The organism is Micromonospora sp. LOL_024 (genome assembly GCF_048060415.1).
In the GTDB taxonomy this organism is placed as follows: Bacteria; Actinomycetota; Actinomycetes; order Mycobacteriales; family Micromonosporaceae; genus Micromonospora.
This window is the reverse complement of the sequence record NZ_JBHMIS010000166.1, coordinates 1-760: the sequence shown is the minus strand read 5'-3', so window position 1 is coordinate 760 and position 760 is coordinate 1. Positions and strand designations below refer to the sequence as shown.

Annotated in this window: 1 protein-coding gene; it reads right to left on the bottom strand. The window is 56.8% G+C overall.

From position 1 onward, the window contains the following. Positions 1 to 33: 33 nt before the first annotated feature. Entirely contained in the window at positions 34 to 402 is a 369-nt protein-coding gene (locus ACFHWY_RS28725) for a hypothetical protein (protein WP_416583362.1), read from the bottom strand. Positions 403 to 760: the final 358 nt, after the last annotated feature.

Below are 760 nucleotides of genomic sequence, written 5' to 3'. Positions count from 1 at the left end.
GCTCTCCATCTCACCCACTTCGAATACCGATACCTACCGGATCCTTGTTGAGATCACGTCAGTGCTTGGTCTTCCAGCCACGCCTGGAATATTCCACACTTGCAACGAGGATGAGCCGGCGACGGTTCTACCTATGCCCGGGAACTCATTATCCGCCTTTTTCTGAAAATCAGCGACGGTAGGGTTGTTGATAGTTACGCGTTTGGCGATCTGAGCAAGTCCATAGCCACGGGCATGAAGGGAGATGGCTAGAAACTCCTCGACGAATCCTTCGAAGGCCGCAATGACACCTAAAACCACTGCCGGCGGCAGAGCCGAGAAGTTACCGGCATTGCCCGGAGTCCTAGGGTGAAGCTGAATCAGCCTTTGTGGTACTTCGAGCGAGCGAGCGTACTTGTTCACGGCTTCCTGTAGGCTTATCTGAAACAGAGCAAGCTCCTCACCTGATAACGATATGGCTGCTTCGGATCACCATTCTATCGCCGCCTTCGGGAGCAACGCGGGATGGCGGTGGTTTCGGAATCGCTACATATTGACGATTTCATCCCATACGCTCTCATCGGCACGTCCGGATGGCACGTGCACCGGCTCGGTGGGACGCTGCGTAACGCACGCCTCGCGGCATCCAGATACTCGATTGTTCGCCTCAGGGCCTACGGCCTCGGCTGATCCAGCTGCCGCTCCTGCGTCAGGGCGGGTTGCACGGCCGTTTCATGATCGATTGTGGCTGTGAGTGATGGTGCCCGTGTCGGCGTGTCGG